Below are 19,151 nucleotides of genomic sequence, written 5' to 3'. Positions count from 1 at the left end.
ATAATTCTAATGTAATCCTCAATAGATTATATCTGCTATAGGAAGTCTAGAAAAACTCTTGTTTTTCAGACTTCCTTTTGTTTTAATTTAATTAGCAGATAAAAAAGTAAAAGTGGGGATATTAATTGTTGAAATTTGATGATTATCCAGAAAGCTGTCCTCCAGCCGAGGCTATCCCAATTGATGGAGTTTTTTTCAGACTATGTAAGGGAGAAAGCTTCTGCAAAGAAGATTTTTTGACTCATTTTGAATCTGGAAAAAGTTTTCCGGATCATAAATTATGTGAAGCTATGGCATTATCTTTTTTTGATAGTTATAAACATGCAGAAAGTTTAAAAAAAAGATATAGAAAAAAATTTAGAACACACTCTATTAAACCTGTTGCAATCATCAAGGATTACGGGGTAGGAGCTTTAGAAGAAAAGTCAGGCCATCTTAATTTATGGGAGTACAGGAACATTGATATTTTTGCCGACTTAACGAAGGAGGAAAATGGAAAAGATGAATAACCTAATATTTTCAGATATGGAATATATTTTCATTTTTGACTATTATGATTTTCCATTGTTTTTCATTTCTCAAAGTCGGAAAAATAGTAATTACTATTTATTCTATTCTATAAATGACGATGTATATTTTTTCAGTGAGCTATCTGCTTCTGATATTAATTACTTATTTAGTAATCCTAATGGATATGATATTCTTCATTATCTTAAAAAGAAGTCTAAATTGAAATTTGTTGTGATAAATAATGATTCTTTTGCTGTCAATAATTTAAATGAATATGTGAACATCTTTAATGAGGATGTTAGCGAGGCATTGCCTTTAGAAAAGTATCCAATAGAGTTTGAGTTTGTGAATAAACTAAATTTTGAAGACATAAGAAATAATTATAAAAGTTATTTTCCAAATGTTTATGCTAATGATCAATTGACATTACGCATAAAAAATAAAGAAAATAGTAGTTCATTAAATATTGATATTGTTTATAGTGCTTTAGAATTTATAAGAAGTACATGGCAAAATATAAGTAACAGACACGCAGAGTTTGGAACCGTGAAAACACTCTTGATGTCTGCACCTTCAAAAGGATCACTTAAACTTGAGTTTGAATTAGAAAAAGAACAACAAACGGGATTATTCACTGATGAGGCATCTTTTTCTGAACTAATTGATTTTGTGGATAATTTGAATTATGTACCAATGTACGATGAAGAAGAACTATTAAATGAAAGAAAGCTCATTGAAGAAACTGATAAGTTGTACAAAATAATTGAAGAAAATGATTTATCAATTGATTTAATTTCCAATCAAGTAAAATTAGGTAACATAAAAAAATCGGCAAATATAAAAAGAAATTTAGATGTCATGCTTTCGAAAGTGAATAATCTGATTGAGAAAAGAAATGTGTTAACTGAGGACATTGAGATAGAGGGAGAGGTTTTGGCTGCAAATATAAGTAAAAATTATTTCAAAATTAGATCTCTAGTACAAGGAGATATTTCTGGTACATTTGAAAGACAGTTATTTAAGAAAATAAAGACTTCTGAGATGCAGATTATCGTTTCCAAAAGTATTCATGCTCATATTACTAAAGAACAAACTACTGATATTGATACCAACAAAATGAAAATAAAGTATACATTAAATTCTTTTACTCAATAACGTATTTTCTTTCCACCCCATCCCACTCTACGAGTGGGTATTTTTGTTTCTATAAAAGCTATAAAAAACGTCTATTTTGTTAAAATAAGTATTGAAAATTGCGAAATCACGTTTTAAAATATACTCAGCTGAGATTTTTTCATTTTGACCTTCTTTCACGAATACCTACCTCTTCAGAGGTAGGTATTTTTGTACCTTTAGCTCAGTTGGTGAGAGCAGACGGCTCATAACCGTCCGGTCGTAGGTTCGAGTCCTACAGGGTACATAGTATATTATCAAGTCCATGCGAACAGAAAGAGAACACAAAAAAGTTTCCTTACTCAATTATGAGTGGGAAGCTTTTTTTGTTTGTATTCAAAAGTTACTTTACTTGTAGTAACTATGTTTATACTATAGATTAGTAGGTGCGTGCAATACTCTACGAGGAGTATCAGGCGGTAATGCTTGGGGAAGTGTGTCTGATACTCTTCGATTTTTATATTCTATCATGATTACTATTTAATAGATATTATTGATTAGAAAACCGTCATAAATTTGTTGAGTTTAATCAAGTAGGAGTTTTTTTGTTTAGCTATGATGTATTCCCAGAATATTTTACTGAGAACACTATATTGTTTAAAATGACCATACTTTGACCATACTTTTTAGGGTAAAATGGCATATGTTAGAAAAGTTAAAACCACAAAAATCTTATTATATCAATATTTAGAGATGTTCAGAATTGGTTAGAAGATAACCGGATTAAAAACCAGGTCTTAAGAAAGCACGTAAAGCTTCTCAATTCTCTAAGCGTTAAAAAAAGCTTCATATCAGTACTTTCAGGCGTTTCGCAATTCACTTTGCGAAGCGTCTTTTTTTGAGTTGACACCATTGTTGACACCATTCCGGTCTGACTCTTTTTGAGACAATTTACGATAGGCAATTTCTCCAATGGGCATTTGAATCACATTTGGTGTATTCACATAGGTTCTGGTAATGTTGGTATCACTGTGCGTCAATGCCTCAGAAATCTGTTCCAGAGCCACACCAGATTGTTTGGATAAAGTTGCCCCAGTATGCCGTAACTTATGTGGAGTCGCATGGGTAAGGTGCTTATGTCGTCGCTCAATGGATTTCATACGGTAGTTCAAATAATCTGTATGAAGTCTTTGATTGATATTCCCTTTATCATCAAAGAAGGTAAAGAGTAGCTGTTCTTCGGTTTGTTCGATTTCAAATTGAGATAGTTCTTCTTTTTGTTGGACTTTCCACTGTTGAAGTAATTGCTTTAGTTCATTTGGAATATGGAAAATTGTCGTTTTATTCCCTTTTGTGCTTTTTTCATTGCCAAATTTATCCAAGGCTTTACCAATCGTAATCTGGGAAGTAGTGAAATTCACGTTCTTCCATTTGATGGCATAAGTTTCTGATTTGCGATCAGATAAAAAGAAGGTAGTCAGAAATAATACATAGTCCTGTAAAGTCAGTTGCCCACTTTCATAATCGTTTTGGACGGCAGTTAGCCATTCTTGAAGTTGTTCAAAGGAGAGGTATAAATCTTCTTCTTTTTTAGCTTCTTGCAATTGGTTTTTCTTAGTAGCGTTAATCCGTTTGAGCGATTTTTCTAGTTTATTCCGTTCAATGTATTCAAGCTCTTCCGCCCAATCGAAAATAGAATTAACGTAGCTACGTAGTATTTTGAAGTTTGCGTATTCGGCAGCCTTTTGTGTCATAATTTTTAAAACAAAGGCTTTGTTTTGATTCAGATAGTTCAACGTGTATTTTCCGAACATGGGTAAGATGTGAAGTCGGAAAATATCTTTTGTATTCGCAATTGTGACAGGAGTAGGAGACTTCGTGTTTCGAGAAGTTAAACCAGCTATATAAGCATCAATCCAGATATCTTCATAGAAATCTTTGAACAGTGCTTCGCCACCTAGTTCAAAAGCATTCTTTTCTTTGTTTTCCCGTAGCGCTTTAATCTTGGCATAAAAATCGATTTCTGCTGCTTTTGCCTCCTTTCTAGTTTTGAAAGTTTTGGAATAAAGTTTGTTTACACCTATCATCTCTTGGATATCTTGTGGATAGTAAAGCCGTAAACGGTAAGTCTCATTTTCTGTTTTGCTAATTGCCATAGTATTTCCCTCCGAGTTTGCGAGCCGAAATCAAATACTATATATGGAGTATAACGATGTCGGAATTATTTTGCTAGGCTTGCAAGCCATTGATCAATGGCGATACGGTCAAATCTATTTGAACCGTGGATTTGAATAAGGGGCAAGCCCTCTTTAATCCAGCCATCTAACGTATTATTGGAAACTTGTAGATAGTTACAAGTTTGTTTTTTATTCATATAGCGGTGTTGCAGGTTTTCCTGTGTCTTGATTTTTTCGATTTCAGTTGTGATTAAATCAGATAGTTGAGTAGAAATGATGCCCATCTGATCATCACTGAGTAAAATTTTCATTTCGGTCATATTCTCACTTCCTTTGAATTTTGCGTAGGGAATAATGAATTATTTTTTTATCTTGGTATAGCGAACAGTGCTTTCTTGAAAATCCATCACTTGTTCTGGATTCCCACCTTCATTTATCGCACTGTAAAATATTGGACGTCTTACAAGATATTCACTGGTATAAAGTACCTCTTGATTTGTGATGTCAAAAGGTTGATCCACGAGTTGCTTTGTGACGCTGGGTACTTTTAGGTTACGGGATTTGAAGAATGCCTTCTTCTTATGCTCTTTCAAATCTAAGTCCTTATCAAAGTATTTACTAATATAGCGCCCGCGATTTTCGATGCTATCTACATCAATCTTGTTGATTTTGATAAATCCATGTCCCCAGATGGTTGTAAGGCGATTGATAGAGATAAAGGGAAAATCAAATAAAATGATATGGTAATGGATAGCACCTCGTTCTTGTTTTTCCCACGTGGCTAGGTATTTTAGTTGTGCTTTTTTTATGTGATAGAGTTCGTAGTTTAGTCGTTTGATAAATTTTTTGAATTCATTATTCGCATAGGCAATGTCTTGAATGTTTTCTCTGAAAGTGAGGGTTAAAAATTTTGTCTGATTGTCAAAGTTCATATCTACGAGTCGGGCAATTTCAAAACGCATATTTTGATAGTATTTTTGTTTTCGTTTTAAGCTGTCGTATTGTCCTTGAGCAGATAATTCATCATAGTTTTTTCTTTTATCGCTAGTTGGATTTTCTTCTTCATAAAGCCAAGCTAATTCTTTTTTTCGTTTTGGATTGGTTTCATTTTTGTCTGATTTTTGTTTAGGAGTAATGATTGCTTCATAATCATAAATTTCAAGGTACGTGGGAGTTTCAATGATTTTTTGATTATAAGCTTTCAAAAATCATCACTCCTTGATGTATATACAGTTGTCAAAGAACCATCATTTTTCGCCTGATGTTGTTCTATAAATCAAGTTAAGGGGAAGGGCTGCCAGCAGTCCTTCCAGCTTATGAGTTTATTGGGCGGTCTTAACGGACAGAAACGGCTCTGTGGCGCTGCCCCGCCATTTCGTCCTAACCACCCAACAAACTCATAGGAAAATTAGTTTTGCGTAGTGGACCCTTGTTTTTTCGGAATCAAGGTTGTCGAATCTGCCGTTGCTGATAAGCCATAGCTGATAAATTGACCATTCACACGCCCCCACGGACTAATGACTAAATTCGAAAAGGTTACAACGGCTAATCCCTGTTGATCCAATTCTTCTTTTGTAATGACTGGATTTTCCGACTTGACTTTCACGCTGATTTTTTCGTAGCGAAGTTTGGGTAGGAGGCATTCATAGCTCCAACCTAGAATTTCGCCATCCTTTTGCCAGCGAGAGACATTAACGACTTGGTATTCTTTTTCGAGTTTTTCTTTTGGTAACATGAGATCGTTGATTTTAATTGGCATAATAGCCCTCCTTGTTATATACGAAAATTTATACGTTGGTTTTAAAAAAATAGATGGCCATCTACGATTTATATTTTATACGTTTATTTATACGAAGTCAAGAGATTTTTATAAAAAATATATACGAAATTTTATACGAGTGGTATAATAGAAAAAAAGTGACAGGGAGGAAGCAGAATATGTTTGGTTTAGTGCAACCTGATAAAGTGAAGGTGGGACAAAGGATCAAAGAAATCAAAGAGGGAATGAATCTCTCTTTTACAGAATTAGGAAATCGATTAGGTTTAAAGAAGCCAACGATCAGTTCTTATGTTCAAGGATATGCGTTAGCCCCTGAAAGTGTCATTAATCAGTTGTCCAGCATCAGCGGAAAACCTGTAGGTTGGTTTTATTTTGGGGACATTGAAGAATATATCGCAGACTACTTGCGATTGAAAGGACAGGCAGCGATTGTTCAAGAACATCCCGAAGTTGTTCGAAAGATCAAAGAAGAATTTTATACTGGTGAATATAAAAATCCAGATTGGGAAAATGAAGTCGGGTACCCTTGCGAAGAATTCATTGACGATTATTTTTATGAGTTGCAACAAGAGGTTATCAAGGAAGAAATCCAAAAATTGACATCCAATGAGATTGAGAACCTACCATTTGTCAGTGAACTATCCGATGCGAAAAAAGACGAAGCAGTCACCGTTATTACGAGTGGTATCATCGAATACATGGATGTAGCTGGCGAATTTAATTATGAAAAAAAAGATGATATGATTAAAATGGTGAATCGAGAAGTCAATAAGTACGATTTTTTTGCGGATAGTAATTTTGAAGATCGGTATTTAGTGGGAAAACTAATAAATATCTTGGCAGATCAACAAAAAACCAGCGAATTAATCAATCATTTATCTGAAGAGTTGACAGATAGGGCATTTACAGGATTGTTTGGTGGGAAAGAGTTGGTAGAAACGATTCAGACGTTAAGACCAGCGTTAATTAATCTGTCCAATAAAATTAGTGCTGATCAGCTTGAGGATTGGTTTGAAAAGTATAATTAATTTAAATTAGGGATTGATGATATGTCGCTAGGGGATCAATTGAGACTGAACCGATAATAAATAGGGCTATAAATTGGCTTAATATTCCCCGTCAGATTATTTCAAAAAAATTGTATGCTTACATTTGCATGGTATAATCACTGATAGTTAACATAAGGTATATTTCAGTTTTTTTAATTGTGAAAAGACGATAAGACATTATTTTCTATTAGCGAAAATCAATCAGGTTGTTTTGAAATATCGCGGATATTGTTTCGTCTTTGTCTATTAAAGTGTTCATAAATACACTAATTTTTTCAAAAGGAGATTGTAGATAATGGATGATATAGGGGTATTTATTTCCCATTTAAAAAAACAATACCAAAAGTTAGGAGTGGTAGTATCTAGCCAAGGTAAAGAAATTAATATGGATAGAGTGGAATTCGTAAAATTGAACCTACCTTTAAGCGAATTACTTCTGGAAAAGAGTCGGCGAAGTTGGTATCTGGTTGCTTCTGATTTTATCAAAGGAATAATAGAACATTCTTCAGAAGAAGTTGTTCTGTTTGATAACTTTGAATTGATAATGAATCCAGAATTAGGTGTCAACTTTATGGATTTATTGCTAGAACTAAGTAAGATAAAAATTGTTTTGATTGCATGGCATTATGATGTTGAAGGGACCACTCTCATATATGCAAAACCTGGGCACAAGGAATACCGCCGAATTGAAATGAAAGAAGATCAATTATTTTTTGGATAGGAGAAGAAAATGCTGTATAAAGAATTAGTAAATTTTGAACCAATTGATTCAGTCATCCAATTAACAGACGCAAATTCAACAGAAAAGGCAATGCACCTGTTGGATACATACGTAATCTCAGATCGCATGGCAGAAACAATTAATGAAATTATTTTTAAGCAACTACAATACACTAGACCAGAGGACAACAAGGGATTATTGGTCGTTGGTAACTATGGCTCAGGTAAGTCACATTTGATGTCAGTGATCTCAACAATTGCTGAGTATGAAGGTGCTAGTAAGCATATTGCAAATAAAGAAGTAGCTGAGCACGCTAAACAAATTGAAGGACAATTCAAGGTAATCAGGTTTGAGATTGGTGGGGTAGATCGCCCGTTCAAAGATATTATTATTTCACAACTCGAAAAAGGCTTTATTGAAATGGATGTCAACTTTGAATTTCCAGAAGATGATTCGAAGTTAACCAATAATAAAGAATGGCTACTGGAAATGATGGATGCCTTTAATACAAAATATCCAGAAAAAGGGTTATTAGTAGTCGTTGACGAACTTCTGGATTATCTTCGTTCACGTAAAGAGTTAGAAATGACATTGGATTTAGGGTTCTTACGTGAGTTAGGTGAAGTAGCGTATGATAGCCGCTTTAGGTTTATGGCCGGGATTCAGGAGATGCTATTCGATAATCCACGTTTCTATTATGTAGCGGATCCACTGCGACGGGTAAAGGAACGTTTTGAGCAAGTACGTATTGTAAAAGAAGATATTGCCTATGTTATTTCACAACGATTACTTAAGAAAAATGATTTACAAAAAGCTAAAATTCGTGAACACTTAACGGAGTTTTCTAAGCTCTATGACCGACTAAGTGAGAATATAGAAACATATGTTGAGTTGTTTCCAATTCATCCAGCATATTTATCGACATTTGAGAATGTTCATAATATTGAAAAACGGATAGCATTAAAAACCATTACCAATGAAATGAAGAAGATTATTAATCACGAAGTGCCGATAGATGATCCAGGATTAGTTTCCTATGATAGTTATTGGACATACATTGAGGAAGACCCATCTTATAAGACAATTCCTGAAGTTCGAGAAGTGATGGATAAAGTATCAATTTTGAAGGATAGAATCAATAGTGCCTTTCCTTCAACAAAAAGACGCTATCAAAAAATGTCTATTCGTATAGTGAATGCTATGGCATTGAATCGTCTAACTACTGATGATATCTATTCTAAGGTAGGGATGACTTCTGATGAATTGAAAGATGACCTTTTTCTAACAATTCCTGGTCAGATGGATATGCTGCTTGAAGATCCTGATCCTGCTGGATTTTTGAAAACAAATATAGATGTGGCTATTAAGACAATTATGGAAACCGTTAGCTATCAATATATTTCAGTAAATGAAGTCAATGCACAATATTATCTAGATTTGAAAAAGGATATTGATGTAGATAGTTTGATTGCAGATCGTGCTGAAATTATTGAAGCGGACACAATGGACCGCTACTATTTTGATTTATTACAAAATGCGATTGCTTTGGATGATCTTACTTATATTTCTGGTTATAAGATTTGGTCATATGAGCTTCCTTGGGAACAACGCCGAGTAATGCGAAAAGGATATCTTTTCTTGGGTTCTCCCAATGAGCGATCTACAGCGCAACCAGAGAGAGATTTTTACATTTACATGTTACGACCATTTAATACCGTAAACTATAAAGATGAGAAGCGCTCGGATGAAGTCTTCTTCAAACTTAATTTAGAAGACGATTACTTTGAAAAGACATTACGAAAATATGCTGCAGCAAAAGAGCAGTACATTGAAACAACACAAGCTCAAAAACCTTTATTTAAAGCTAAGTATGATAGCTACTATAAGCAATTGAATAAATGGCTGTTCGAACATTTTGTAGATGTATTCAAGGTGGTTTATAAAGGTAAAGAAGGATATCTTTCTGATTTTGGAATGTTCCTTCCGCAAGAAGATACTTTGAAAGCAATGGTCAACTATGCTTCTGCAGAGTTCTTGAATGATGCCTTTCAAGAGAAATACCCAGATTATCCAACCTTTAAAGAATATAAGCCAGGATATCTAACAAATGATAATATCAAAACTTCCGCAAGTGATGCCTTGCAATTCTTAAATGGACGTTCAACAAAAACTGGGGAAGCCATACTGAACGGCTTGGTTATGGAAGATAGCACTGGGAAAGTCACTGCCGAATCCATTTCTAATTCTGGCTTTTCACGATGGATTTTGGAAATGCTAGAAGAAAAAGGTAACGGCAAGGTGGTTAATAATAAGGAAATATATGATCAAGACGCCTTACGCGGTACAGGTGATAGACGACTTTCAAAAGAGTTTAAATTGGAGCCCGAATTAGTAGTTGTCGTGATTGGGGCGCTTCTTTATGCAGGAAAATTAGAGATAAGCGTAGCTGGAACGAACTATACAGCAATGAATTATCGAGAGTTTGCTGCCGAAAATATCGAGGTATTGTCTAATTTCGACTATATCAAAAAGCCATCTGGTCTTCCAATTAATGAAATCAATGCGGTACTAAATCTATTTGATGAGTACGCCCCAAACTTTGATGAAAAGATTCTAGAAGGATATATTAGGCGCCTTAGCAGCAAGTCAATTGAAGAAGTGAGTCATACCTTAAATACTATTGAGATGGTCAAGAAAGGTTTTTCTATTGGCGGCACAGAAGTTATGGATGCAAATACTCGACAAGATACAATTATGAGACTCACTTCTTATAAAGATTTTTGTGAAAAAGTCCAACGGTATAATACCGTTGCTAAAATGAAAAACTTTTCGGCTAGCGTTATTGAAATCTCAGAACAAGAAGAAAACAAGAAATTAATTGATTCAATTGAACAGATGAAGAAAGACGTTGACGAAGTCGGTACACTAGTGACATACATTACACAGGCTACTTACAACTATGGCCTTGAGAGTGATTGGACAAAGAATGCCCAAGAAGCGATTAATGCTGTCGTTGAAGCCGTGAAGAAAGGTGCTGGATTCAAGTCGCAAATGGATGACTTGAAAGAAATTAAAGAGCACTATATAGATGAATATTATGATATTCATCAGAAATCTCGATTAACAAGTAAAGAGGAAATTAATCGTGATGCGCTACTTAATTCAGTTGAGGCAGATGTATTAGCTACACTAAAGGCCAATATCGACATTCTTCCGGGTCAACAGCTTATTGATTGGGTCCGAGAGCTACGTGCTGCAAGAGCTTGTTTTTCACTAACAAAAGCTGAACTAGAACAATATCCGACATGTACTCATTGTAATTTCGAAATTGGAAAAACTGATCGGAATTCTAAATTGGTTGTATCTAATGGTAAAGAAAAGTTAACTGGAATTTATGAAAATTGGATGGAGATTCTTGTAAGTAGCTTACAACAGGGAGACATTGTTGAGAATCGGGAACTCTTGAATAATGAAGAAAAAGTAGAAATTAATCAATTCATTGCTACAAAAGAATTAACATTTCCGGTTAGTCCTCAATTCTTGAATACCATAAATAATTTGTTTAAAGGCTTTGAGAAGGTCGAAATAACTGAAGCGGAGCTGGTTAAAGCGATGGGAGATGGTAGTCCAATGTCAGTTAATGAACTAGAAGGACGTATCCGTCAATTGATTGCAGAGCTAACTGAAGGCAAAGAGAAAAATAAAGTTAGAATTATGTTTAAGAGGTGAGTAGATGTCATTAGAAAATGAACAATTGTCTTTTGATTCTGAACAAAAGGAAAATAAAAGAGTGACAGTTCTCGGGATGGAATTTGAAAACGATGATGCTCGTCGAGAGTATTTCCGGGAGGAACTGAGAAAAAAACTTCCTGATTTGAGGGGAATTGAAGGCTTTCCAATAGGAAATGATGAGAATATTATTGAATTATCTAATCCGCCATTCTACACAGCCTGCCCGAATCCCTGGATTTCAGATTTAATTGATGAATGGAGTGCTGATAAGCCCGGCAATGAATATCATCGCGAACCTTTTACATCTGATGTTAGTGAAGGAAAGAGTGACCGTATTTATAATATCCATAGCTACCATACAAAGGTACCCCATAAAGCAGTGATGAGATACATCTTGCATTACACGAATCCAGGTGATATTATTTTAGACGGTTTTTCAGGTACAGGGATGACTGGTGTAGCTACAAAATATACAAATAGTAGAGAAGAAGTAGAAAAATTAGGTTACTATGTAAATGAAAAAAATGAAATTTTCGATGATTCAAATGAAGTTTTTTCTCAATTAGGAGAAAGACACTCCGTTCTGACGGAACTCTCTCCTGCAGCAAGCTTAATCTCAAATAGTTATAATGAGAATATATGCAGTGAAGATTTTAAAAACAAGAGTGAAAGTATTTTAGCTGAACTTAATAAAGAAACATCTTGGCTTTTTATGACCGAGGATAAAGATGGGAATATTGTTCCGATAAATTATTCAGTTTGGAGTGATGTTTTTCTTTGTCCCAACTGTGATAATGAGCTTGTCTTTTGGGATATAGCTGTTGATATGGACAATAAAGAAATGAAAAAAGAAATGTCCTGCCCTTTTTGTAAAGCAATCGTTACAAAAAAAGATATGAAGCAAGTATTTGTATCGAAGTTTGATAATATATTATCCCAAGTGATTAATGTTCCTAAACAAGAGCAAGTTTTAATAAATTATTCAAATGGATCACAAAAGATTAATAAGCGACCAACTCAGTTTGATTTTGAATTACAAAAAAGAATTGAAGATTATGATATTGCTGGGTTTGTACCTATAAATGCGATAATAGCTGGTGACGAGACGGATAGATTAAAAAAATCTGGAATTCGACATGTGTTTCAGCTCTATTCCAAGAGAAACCTTATCGTAATGTCTGTTTTTTATGAAAAAATTAGAGGTACTAAGTATTTTGGTGAGTTCTTGAATATTCTAAGGAGCAGTAATTCATACTCGACTAAAATGGTAAAAGTGAATGTTCCAAGGTTACTTGATAAAGGCGGAGTATTTTCATTTGGGTTTGTTAGCGGCACGTTGTATATTCCTAGTTTAAACGGCGAAAGACCAGTTCTGGATGCAATAAAATCTAAAACGAAGAGTATGATAGCAGTGATTGATGGTATTCAAAACTCATGTGTTGTGTCAAATCAAAGTACAACTGATTTAAGAAATATTCGAAGGAATAGTATTGATTATATATTTGTTGATCCTCCCTTTGGTGCAAATCTGATGTATTCTGAATTGAACTATTCTTCAGAATCATGGATGAACTTATTCACAAATAATTCTCAAGAAGCAATAATGAATAACATGCAGAATAAAGCAATTGGTGATTACAAATATCTGATGAGCAGATGTTTTAGTGAATTGTATAGAGTTTTGAAACCGGGAAGATGGATGACAGTTGAATTTAGTAATTCAAAAGCAAATGTTTGGAACTCAATTCAGGAAGCCATTCAAAATGCAGGCTTTATAGTCGCAAATGTCGCCGCATTGGATAAAAAGCAGGGAAGCTTTAAGGCAGTTACCACGACGACGGCAGTAAAGCAGGACTTAGTAATTTCTGCTTATAAGCCTACTGAAGAGAATATTGAGAAAATGAAGGCACAACGTAATAATGTGGAATCAGCTTGGACGTTTGTTACACAACACTTATCAAACCTTCCAGTATTTATGGGAGACAAAGGTGATGCGGTAATCATATCCGAGCGAACACCACGTATTCTATTTGATAGAATGGTTGCCTATCATGTTCAGCAAGGTCTACCAGTTCCAGTTTCTTCTGCTGACTTTCAATCAGGTATTGCTAGTCGTTATCCGATGCGTGATGGCATGGCTTTTTTAGACTCTCAAGTGGCAGAATATGATAAAAAACGAATTCTTGCAAAAGAGTTTGCTCAATTATCGCTATTTGTATCTGATGAAAATAGTGCTATTGAATGGATTCGTCAACAATTAATGAAAAAGCCACAATCTCGACAAGATATCCATCCGCAATTTATGAAAGAGATTCAGCATATTGCAAAGTATGAAGAATTACCTGAGCTCGATGAGTTGTTAGCACAAAACTTTTTATACTATGATGGAAATGGGGCAGTACCCAATCAAATTAGTACCTATTTGACAAAAAATTATCATGATTTACGTGGCTTAGAAAAAGATGATGCTTTATTAAGAGAAAAAGCAAAAAATCGGTGGTATGTGCCAAATCCTAATCAACAAGCTGATTTGGAAAAACTGCGAGAGAAGAGTTTATTGCGTGAGTTTGGCCATTATCTTGATGAAATCAATAATAGCAAGAAGAAATTAAAAGCATTCCGTACAGAAGCAATCCGTGTTGGTTTTAAGAAGGCGTGGACAGAAAAAGAATATCAAACTATCGTAACAGTGGGTGAGCGTCTACCAGAAAAAGTAATCCAAGAAGACGATAAGCTCTTGATGTACTATGATAATGCTTTAATGCGAACAGAAATGTAGCAAATACTAATGATAAAGAAACTTGATAGATTCTACACATAGAGGAAGTGATGAAAATGAACTGGATAAACGAGATTACAGACAGGTTCCCGCAGAAAAAGATTTATCTTGTAAGAGATGACGATGGATTATTGATGATAGATAATGTTAAGGTCGAATTGTCTGAGTTAGATGTTTCTGTAATAACTTATGGAGATCCAGTTCATTTTCGTTATACATACGAAACTAAATTCGGTAGAAAATTTGATGGAACACTACTTATTCGCTTAGTAGATACTGGTTTTCAAGAGGTTCCTTGGGACGTGTATCAAAAGGCATTTCGGGAATCTATTGGAATTGCTGATATATTTCCCTTCCTGGATAGTAAAGCTGTGAAAGAGCTAGATATTGAAAAATGGGAGCAATTATACAATGCCCAGCAAAGTTTAACAACAAGACAAAATTATGTTTCTTCAATGAAATTTATAGAACGTGTGATTTACCATGAAGCTGAGGTACACATTTCAATGATACTTGATCCTTATGTCGAAGATCTTACGCTATTTAATAAAAAAGCTCCGGTCTTGCGTGAATGGGGCGAGATTGCTAGATTGATTGGTGAACATCGCTTATATCGTAGAATGGATGAGGAGTTTGAATTATTAGTCGATGATGCCAATAAAAAATTTCAAGAGTATTTAAAAAAAGAGTATGATAGAAATCTTTCCCTCCCTCCGGCAAAACAGCCAAATTATGTAAATCAAATTTTGAATTATTTATACAGAATACAAGGTATTTCGGGTAGAAAATTAGCTTTGATTGTTATGGATGGAATGAGCTTTACTCAATGGAGTGTTGTTGAAAAATGGTTAGTTAATAAAAGCTTTGATTTCCGAACCGGGGCAACCATGGCGATGATTCCGACTATTACCTCTGTTTCAAGACAAGCAATTTTTTCTGGAAAAAGACCTAGTGAGTTCCCAGAAACAATTACCAGAACTTCCTCGGAGCCAATTCAATGGCGTAAATTTTGGAAAGAAAAAGGATTCCTCGAAAATTCAATCAAGTATCAGAAGGGTTTAGGGCACACAGACTATCAAGATACCGTTCTTGAGTTTAGATACGCGGGTACAGATATCTATGGGTGTGTCATCGATGTTGTGGATGGATTTATGCATGGTGCCAAGCAAGGTCTGGAGACAGTTCAATCAGAATTACGAATTTGGCTTGAGAAGGGATTCTTAGAATCTATGTTAAGTGACTTGATGAATTTGGATTATGATGTGTATATTACGTCTGACCATGGAAATGTGGAGGCAACTGGGATTGGACGAATTCAAGAAGGTATTCTTGCTACAGGGAAAGGTCAACGTGCTCGGATATATGACTCCGAAGTACTTAGGTCTAATACACATGATTTATACACTGAATCAACCATAGAATGGGAGAGTGTAACGTTACCGAATAAGGGTTATTTTTCGTTAATTGCTAAGGAAAAATTTGCATTTGTACCTGAAGGTGAAATAATTATGACCCATGGTGGAATGCATATGGAAGAAGTAATTGTGCCTTTCGTAAAAGTTTTAAAAAGGGATGGTCGATAGATGAAAAAAATGGTGGGATTATTTCGTGTAATGACATTTGAAGAGTTGGACAAAGCTGCTGAAGTAATGTTGAAATATTCACCTACAGACGCATATCAAATATTAGATGAGACCTTTGCCAAAACAATTAAAGGAGATACGTTCCGCAGAAAAGCTCTAAACAATTTAATGAAAGTATGGGGGAACGGGCAAAGACCACTTTCTGATTTTCAAGAGAAAGTACTAAAACAATATGCTATTTCAAATTACGATGAGAAAAAAACATTGCAAGTTTTGATGCTGCTTTATTCTTTTTCATTTTTTTCAGACACCATAAATATAATTGGAAAGTATCTACGTATGCAGGATACTTTTCAATCAAAAACGATTATGGAAGAAGTTCGTAGCACTTATGGAATGACTGAGACAGTGAATAAAGGTTTATTGACGGTTTTAGGTTCCTTGGTTGATTGGGGATTTCTATTGCGGAGCAAGCCTGGTGTATATGAAATTACCAATCACAAAATTCTGATTACTGACGAGTTTATAAAGAACGTGTTGATACGCTCTATTTTAGCCCATAGAGATGCTGAATACCTTCCACTAGAAATTATAAATAATCAAGCGGGATTATTTATGTTTGATTACCAGGTTAGCAGATTAGAAGTTCGTCTTGATGATTTAAATGTGTTACGAGAAAGAACGGATACTTTCATAGGGTTAAAGTAACGATTATATGAATTGAAAGCAAACAACAATTATGTTGTTTGTTATTTTTTGGATGTTTGAACCTAATCAGAGTATCAAATTTCGTATTCGTATGATGGATTTTTGAGAATGTAGTTTAGAGTGAGTGAATATGATATGTTCTTCGTCGATAATAAGTATACACTAATAAAACATTTCGGCTCGCATGTTTACTTGTTTGAAAAATTGACACCATTGCTTTCAAATAATTTGAAAGTCAATAAAATTTTTATCATTTGAATCTCTAAAAATAGTTGCTATTAAAGCCTTTTATAGCTGATTAAAAAAATAGTTGAGCTAACCAGGTCTTAAAAAAGCCCGTAAAGCTTCACAATTTAGTAAACGTTAATCCTTGTCATACCAAGGGTTTCAAGACACTTTTCATTCATTTGGAGAGTGTTTTTTTTGATTTGGTAACGAGTTTGGTGACGACTTTTTTCGTACCTCGTAACCAGCTATTCATTTTGATTGGCATTCCTGTATTCCTCTAAGAGTTTAAGTGTGTCTATTTTTGTCTGGTCGTTCGTATGTCCGTAAACGTCTCGAATCATGTTTGAGGTTTCTGCATGACCGACAAGAGATTTGATAATTAAACCGTCAATTCCTTGGTTCAGTAAATCTGATACAAAGGTGTGTCTTAACCCATGAGGAATGATATGCGGAAGGCCATATTTTTTCTCTAACTAATTCAATTTGTTGTTTAACCAATCTGTGTGAAGTGGTTGGTTAATATCACCTTTTTGATTTACGTAAGTGAATATTATACCAAGTTCCGTTCTACAGTTTAAGTTCGTCAAAATTGTAGCAAAAGTTGTTGTAATTTATTTTTTCTAAGCTCTTGCTCACGATTGGACTGTTCTAAATTGAAGGTTGTAGTCGTATGCTTTCGGAAGATGGGGTAACAGTTGGAATTTGACATTTTTTTCAAAATTTTGAAACTCATATATTCAAAAACGTGAGTAATCGTATTTGATGCAACAAATTTTCATCAATTTAAGCGCTTTCTAAAATGCTATGAAACTATGTTGCGAAGGACAGAGATCCCCTTCAAATAGCAGTTTTGATTGATATAATTAATTTATAAAAACGAGGAGGTTACGACAGTGGATGCAAAAAAAGTGGGTATGGATATTCTAGGTAAAGTTGGCGGTGAATCAAATGTCAACCATTTGACACATTGTGCAACACGGCTAAGATTCACTCTAAAAGACAAAAGCCTTGTGGATCAAAAGATTTCTGACATGCCGGAGGTTTTAGGAGTCGTTGATAAAGGGCCTCAATTTCAAGTAATCATCGGCAATGAAGTTTCAAAGGTTTATGATGTAATCAATAATGATTTAAATTTGGATTCGAAGGGTTCGGATGTGGGGGAAGATAAATCAAACAAGAAATTATTAGATAGTTTTATTGATGTAGTAACTGGCATCTTCACTCCTATATTACCTGCACTGACGGCAGCCGGGATGTTGAAAGCAGTATTGGGAATTATTGTTGCTTTCAAACTGATCGATAATGAATCACAAACTTTTCAAATCATTAGTTTCATGGCGGATGCGACATTCTTCTTCCTACCAATTCTACTAGCAAGTAGTTCTGCTAAACGTTTTAAAACGAATCAATATCTGGCAATGATGTTAGGTGGGATCTTGGTTCACCCAAATTTTATTACAATGGTCAACACGGCTAAAGAGGCAGGAGAAGGTATCAAATTTTTTGGAATGCCAGTCTATCTGGCAACATATTCTTCAACTGTTATACCAATTATCCTCGGTGTGTTTTTGATGTCGAAAGTTGAACCGCTCGCTGACAAAGTATCTCCAAATGCGGTTAAGTTCTTTACTAAACCTTTGATTACTATCGGAATCACAGGTGCTATGACCATTCTTGTCTTAGGACCAGTAGGTTTTATTTTTAGTAATTTCATTGCTGACAGTATTAACGCTTTAGATAGTGTTGCGGGTTGGATTGTACCAACTGTAATCGGAATTATCACTCCACTGTTGGTAATCGTCGGCGCGCATCATGGCTTACTGCCAATTGGTATCAATAATCGGATGACAATTGGTTACGATACAATTGTTTACCCGGGGCAATTGAGTTCTAATATTGCTCAAGGAGCCGCTGCTCTAGCAACTTCAATTCGAACTAAAGACGCAACTTTAAAACAATTAGCTTCTGCCACCGGTATTACGGCTGTCTGTGGGATTACAGAGCCGGTCCTGTATGGTGTCACAATCAAATATAAAACTAATATGATTGCCACAATGCTTGGCGGTGGTGCAGCAGGTCTGTTTATGGGATTGACCAAAGTTAAAAACTTTTCCGGTGGTGCACCAGGACTTTTGACATTACCTAGTTATATCAGTGTAGAATCTCCAATGTCCAATTTCTATTTTGCAGCGATCGGCTGTGCAATAGCCTTCGTCATTTCTTTTGCAACTTCATTTGTTCTCTTTAAAGACGTAGTGAGCGATGAACTAGAGGTTAACAATGATACTGAGCCATCGACTGTTAAAATTACGAATGCTGAAGTTCTTTCTCCTGCAATTGGAGAATACATTAAGTTGGAAAATGTAAACGACACTACATTCTCTTCCGGTATGTTGGGTAAAGGATTCGGGATTTTACCAAGTGAAAATGAAATCTTTTCTCCAGTTTCTGGGATAATTGAAAGTATTTTCCCAACGAAACATGCGATTACATTATTGAGCGATGAAGGGTTAGAAATTTTGGTTCATATCGGAATCGATTCAGTAAGTCTGGATGGTAAAGGTATCATCTCTCATGTAAAAGAGAAGCAAAGGGTCAAAAAAGGTGATCTAATTGCTGAAATTGATCCAAAAGTATTTGATGAGAATGAAATTGATAAGACCGTAATTACAGTTGTGCTTAACAGTGCGGAACTAAAAAGCGAATTTTGTGATGAAGATTCAAAACTTAACAAAAATGATGTTGTAATGAAATTAGTCTAGGAGGATATA

Annotated in this window: 13 protein-coding genes, 1 tRNA gene and 1 pseudogene; 10 read left to right on the top strand and 5 right to left on the bottom strand. The window is 34.9% G+C overall.

The genetic code is table 11. The features are described 5' to 3' along the window. Positions 1–128: 128 nt before the first annotated feature. From IGJ45_RS15890 to IGJ45_RS15880, 3 genes are all read left to right on the top strand, one after another. Positions 129–509: a hypothetical protein gene (locus tag IGJ45_RS15890; protein WP_244323467.1), complete on the top strand. Its 381-nt coding sequence runs from the start codon at positions 129–131 to the stop codon at positions 507–509. After that, positions 493–1,665 carry a hypothetical protein gene (locus IGJ45_RS15885; RefSeq protein WP_244323468.1) on the top strand — a complete coding sequence of 391 codons (1,173 nt, stop codon included), beginning with the start codon at positions 493–495 and terminating at the stop codon, positions 1,663–1,665. The genes IGJ45_RS15890 and IGJ45_RS15885 overlap by 17 nt, the downstream gene beginning before the upstream one ends. A 191-nt stretch (positions 1,666–1,856) precedes the next feature. Next, positions 1,857–1,930: transfer RNA gene (locus tag IGJ45_RS15880), tRNA-Ile, on the top strand. A 553-nt stretch (positions 1,931–2,483) separates the two neighbouring features. On the opposite strand, the gene IGJ45_RS15875 is transcribed toward IGJ45_RS15880, so the two are convergent. The 4 genes from IGJ45_RS15875 to IGJ45_RS15860 form a co-directional block, all read right to left on the bottom strand. Further along, entirely contained in the window at positions 2,484–3,779 is a 1,296-nt protein-coding gene (locus IGJ45_RS15875) for a site-specific integrase (protein WP_409531062.1), read from the bottom strand. Positions 3,780–3,844: 65 nt separating this feature from the next. Then, entirely contained in the window at positions 3,845–4,120 is a 276-nt protein-coding gene (locus IGJ45_RS15870) for a helix-turn-helix transcriptional regulator (protein ID WP_002340127.1), read from the bottom strand. Between the two features lie 39 nt (positions 4,121–4,159). Continuing rightward, positions 4,160–5,005 (bottom strand): rolling circle replication-associated protein, encoded by an 846-nt coding sequence (locus tag IGJ45_RS15865; protein ID WP_409531063.1) that lies wholly within the window; start codon positions 5,003–5,005, stop codon positions 4,160–4,162. 203 nt (positions 5,006–5,208) lie between these two features. After that, entirely contained in the window at positions 5,209–5,559 is a 351-nt protein-coding gene (locus IGJ45_RS15860) for a hypothetical protein (RefSeq protein WP_347935126.1), read from the bottom strand. A 179-nt stretch (positions 5,560–5,738) separates the two neighbouring features. Between IGJ45_RS15860 and IGJ45_RS15855 the strand changes: the two genes are divergently transcribed. The 6 genes from IGJ45_RS15855 (at position 5,739) to IGJ45_RS15830 (ending at position 16,152) form a co-directional block, all read left to right on the top strand. After that, a complete protein-coding gene (locus IGJ45_RS15855) occupies positions 5,739–6,608 on the top strand; it encodes a helix-turn-helix domain-containing protein (protein WP_409531064.1) in 870 nt (289 codons plus the stop codon). A 316-nt stretch (positions 6,609–6,924) separates the two neighbouring features. Continuing rightward, positions 6,925–7,350 carry a BREX-3 system P-loop-containing protein BrxF gene (gene brxF / locus IGJ45_RS15850; protein ID WP_347935124.1) on the top strand — a complete coding sequence of 142 codons (426 nt, stop codon included), beginning with the start codon at positions 6,925–6,927 and terminating at the stop codon, positions 7,348–7,350. 9 nt (positions 7,351–7,359) lie between these two features. Continuing rightward, a complete protein-coding gene (locus IGJ45_RS15845) occupies positions 7,360–11,079 on the top strand; it encodes a DUF6079 family protein (RefSeq protein WP_347935123.1) in 3,720 nt (1,239 codons plus the stop codon). A 4-nt stretch (positions 11,080–11,083) separates the two neighbouring features. After that, on the top strand, positions 11,084–13,861 hold the full coding sequence (locus IGJ45_RS15840) for a DNA methyltransferase (RefSeq protein ID WP_409531065.1): 2,778 nt from the start codon (positions 11,084–11,086) through the stop codon (positions 13,859–13,861). A 50-nt stretch (positions 13,862–13,911) separates the two neighbouring features. Then, positions 13,912–15,444, top strand: a complete 1,533-nt coding sequence (gene pglZ, locus IGJ45_RS15835) for a BREX-3 system phosphatase PglZ (RefSeq protein WP_409531066.1) — start codon at positions 13,912–13,914, stop codon at positions 15,442–15,444. Then, the gene (locus IGJ45_RS15830; RefSeq protein WP_347935120.1) at positions 15,445–16,152 is read left to right on the top strand and encodes a hypothetical protein; all 708 of its coding nucleotides are present in this window, start codon (positions 15,445–15,447) and stop codon (positions 16,150–16,152) included. Positions 16,153–16,625: 473 nt separating this feature from the next. On the opposite strand, the pseudogene IGJ45_RS15825 reads toward IGJ45_RS15830, so the two are convergent. Then, a pseudogene (locus IGJ45_RS15825) lies at positions 16,626–16,835 on the bottom strand (tyrosine-type recombinase/integrase); the annotation flags it as partial. A 438-nt stretch (positions 16,836–17,273) separates the two neighbouring features. Here IGJ45_RS15825 and IGJ45_RS15820 point away from each other — a divergent pair. Beyond that, positions 17,274–19,142, top strand: a complete 1,869-nt coding sequence (locus IGJ45_RS15820; RefSeq protein WP_287041654.1) for a beta-glucoside-specific PTS transporter subunit IIABC — start codon at positions 17,274–17,276, stop codon at positions 19,140–19,142. The last annotated feature ends 9 nt before the right edge of the window (positions 19,143–19,151 follow it).

Source organism: Enterococcus sp. DIV0574, assembly GCF_051711125.1.
GTDB lineage: Bacteria > Bacillota > Bacilli > Lactobacillales > Enterococcaceae > Enterococcus_D > Enterococcus_D gallinarum.
Note: the sequence above shows the minus strand (reverse complement) of the source record. Positions and strands in the feature narration are given on the sequence as shown.